1 protein-coding gene is annotated in these 3637 nt (G+C 51.1%); it reads right to left on the reverse strand.

Features of this window, described 5'->3' with window-relative positions:
* Nucleotides 1–87 precede the first annotated feature (87 nt).
* Nucleotides 88–2841 carry a putative LPS assembly protein LptD gene (locus tag QVO99_RS01455; RefSeq protein ID WP_441295398.1) on the reverse strand — a complete coding sequence of 918 codons (2754 nt, stop codon included), beginning with the start codon at nucleotides 2839–2841 and terminating at the stop codon, nucleotides 88–90.
* Between the last annotated feature and the right edge of the window lie 796 nt (nucleotides 2842–3637).

Below are 3637 nucleotides of genomic sequence, written 5' to 3' on the forward strand. Positions count from 1 at the left end.
ACGGCCTAATGACCGATTTGGGTTTAATACCCAATCGGTTATCGGGGCTTGTCTGAAAATAAAATTTACGGTCTGATGTCTTGGTGTTTAATACCACTCCACAGCGTTGCTGTAACCGCTGCGCTTGTCATATTTCAGAGCGTCGGTCAGCGTTGCGGCATTGCAACGGAAGGAGAAGTTGTATGACGTGTATGGCGCCAGCACCACGGAGCAGCTCATGCTGAAGCAGTGGAGGTCGCGCTGCAGCGAAGCTGTGGTCATTGACATGTCGTGCTCCTCGAAGTCGTAGCCGGAAGAGAAGCTGATGTTCCATCCGTCGCTGATGCGTATGTTTCCGCTGAAGTTCAGGTTCTGGGTGAACTTGTACGGATAGCGCATCGTCTTGGTGTTGAACTTGCCGGCGGTGTTCTCCCTCATCGTGATGCCATAGCCGAATGTTATCGACCACGGCATGGAGAACTTCATATATCCGTTCTCGTCGGTCTCGGCTCGGCTGGTCTGCTTCTTGGCACCGTTCTGCGCCTTCATCATGTCGTCGTCCACATTGGTCTCCACTCCCGTGTCGTCGTCATCGTCGCCCGTTGTCTTCTTGTTTTTGTCCTCATCCTTGCCTCCGCCGAAGAGTTTCCTTATCTTTTCGGGATTCAGGGTATATGAGATGTTCTGCGACATTCCCTGGAAGCGTCCGAAGCGTCCCTTGCCCCACTCCGTGTGGTTGCCCACGTACGGCCGGCCGTTGGCATCAAGCTCATAGGCATAGGTGGCAAACACGGCGGTCATGTTGAACGTATAGTTCTTCCACCACTTCAGTCGGATGTTCATCGTCAGATCGCTCCACTTCTTCTCTTTCGCCGCCATATTATACGACATATTGGCTCCCAGCTCGTCTATGATGCTCAGTTTCTTGAATCCCGTGGAGTCTTTGTCTGACTTCACCTTCATCTCGATGTTGTTTGAGAGCGACATGGCGATGCTTCCCGTCCTGCCCTTTCCCGGCACTCCGAAGAGCGCACCTGAGAATGGCGAATACTGTTCGAGCGTCACGTTGCCCTGAGCGTCGGTCTTCTGATAGGTTTCGTAATATCCGTATCGGCTTGAACTGAAGTCTGGAGCGTAGTTGTATGACACCTGTGGCGTGATGACGTGGCGTATGGCCTGTATCTTGTCGCCGAAGATTTTCTTGTTCGGCACCCAGAATCCATAGAGTTTCGTTGATGCGCTCACGCTCATCGACCAGTTGTAGACGTTGTAGAATCCGTAGGTGGTATCCCTCACGGCGGTCTGGCTCTGCTCGTCCCAGCTCTGCATCACCTTGTTGGTATACATGCGGTCGGTGAAGTTTATCGACGGGTTGATGTTGATATAGTTGAAGAGCGTGAAGTTGGCATTGATAGGAATGCTGTGCTGCATACCGTTGCGCCAGTCTTTCACGAGGTTCGACTTCATTATCATGTCCTCCTTCGTGTCGATGGAGTTTCTGAGACTACCGGTATAGCTCATCGAGATCTTCTCATACCAGCGCTCCTTGCCCACCATGCGCTTGCGCTTGAACGGATAGAAGCGGCTCACCGAGATGTTGAGGTCTGGCAGCGTGATTGCCACGGTGGAGTCTCTCATGTTCTGGCTGAGGTTCGTGGTTCCGCTTATCGTCATGCCTAGACTTGAGAATGTGGTGCTCCAGCTCACGGATGATGTCCTCGTGCTCTGTGTCATCGACTGCGGGTTATACATGCTGTTCAGGTTGTTGCGCTCATAGCTCGACGTGGCGAAGTTGACACTCGCCGAGAGTGTGCTGAAGGGGTTTGCCTTGGGGTCCTGACGGTGGTTCCACTGTATCTTGAAACTCTCCTGCTCTGTGAAGTCGGGCATGCCCTTGTCGCCGTTCTTGGTGTCCTGATAGCTGAAGTAGAAGCTGCCGCTGTATTTGTATCTCTTGCGGTAGTTGCTTGCCGCCGACACTCCCCATGAGCCCTTGGTATATATCTCGCCGAGGAGCTTCAGATCCCATTTGTCGCTCATGGCGAAATAGTATCCTCCGTCTTTCAGATAGAATCCGCGGGCGCTCTCATCACCATACGACGGCATTATGAATCCGCTGGAATAGCTCTTGGTGAAGGGAAAGAAGCCATAGGGGATGGCAAGAGGCAGCGGCACATCTGCCACCACGAGGTATGCCGGACCGAACACCACGTCCTTGCCGGGGCGCACCTTGGCTCTCGACAGGGCGATATAGAAGTCGGGATGCTCGGCGTCGCAGGTGGTATAGCGGCCGTGCTCCAGGAAGAGCTCGCCTTTCTCGTTGCGCTTGGAGCGCTGACTGGTGAGGAATCCGTCTTCCTGGGCGGTGTATACATTATTGATGAAGCCTTTCTTCGTCTTGAAGTTGAAGGCTATAGTGTCGCTGTCATACTGTGTGTCGCCCATCTTGAACACTGGTCGTCCCTGCAGATCTCCGATAGTGTCTTTCACTCCTGTGGCTCGCACAAGACTGCTGTCCATGTTCATCGTGATGTCGGCACTCGAGAGGTCCATGTTCTGATACACCACGTTGGAGCTGCCATAGAGGAAGGCGAGTTTGTCGGATGCTCTGTAGACCATGGAGTCTTGGGCAGAGAATTTCACTGGCGCGTCTACGCCTGTAGACTTTGCCCTGTTCATGCTGTCGAGACGGATGGAGTCGTCCACCATCTTGTTGTGTTTGTAGATTGCGAGCTGCATGGAGTCCATGAGCGTAGTGTCCGGCTCGCCGGATGCGGAGTCAGACAATAGTGTGTCGGGTCCCAGCGTGTCGGCAAGGACTGTAGAGTCTTTTGTTTCAGCATGCTTTTTGTCTTTTCTCATCAGCGGCGTCTCGGCGCCTGCCAATATAAAGAGAAAGGCGAAAAGCAATAAGAATATAGTGGATTTCTTTCTCACCTTATCGTATATGCGATGTCGTCTTAGTTAATAAACCGGTTGTCGTAATTCCCACAGGAACGAATACAGAATGCAAAATTACTCTTTTTACGCATAATATCGCTTATCCGCCTGACCTTTTATGCTTTATTTAACGTTTGGAGACGGTAAAATAATAACTTGGACGATTTTTTTGAGCCGTATACACAAAGAATTGCGGATGCGCCTACATAGTATCATTCTCCGCCGCCGCCAAGCTCCTAAAATGCTATAGACTAAAGACTTAACCCGATGATACTTTTCTGGATATTTTACAGAAAAGTATCATAAAAGTATCATAGAAGTATCATGCCTTTCGGCATCCCATATTTCCCCCCCCCACGCCAGGGGGAAGACATCCCCACATTAGGGGGTTCCGTTCCCCACGGCGTGGGGGAAATCCGAGGTCTATATCGTGGGGGGAAATCAGAGGTCATTATTTCATCCATCACAAGTCTATGTTTCATCCATTGCAAGTCTATGCTTCATCCATGATTACAGCGTTGCATATATAAGACAAACTAAATCCACATTCTGTTGTAAAAGCAAATCCAAACAAGCCTACAGACCGATTTAGGTTAAACTGAAATATGGTTATTGCGACATGCACTTATTTGGGCAGCCGCCTGGCATCAATTCTGCCCATCAGGGGCAAGCAGCTTACTCACCAAGGGCAAGCACCTTGCCCATGTTGGGCAAGCAG

Source organism: Prevotella sp. CAG:592 (genome assembly GCF_000436015.1).
Lineage (GTDB): Bacteria > Bacteroidota > Bacteroidia > Bacteroidales > Bacteroidaceae > Prevotella > Prevotella pectinovora.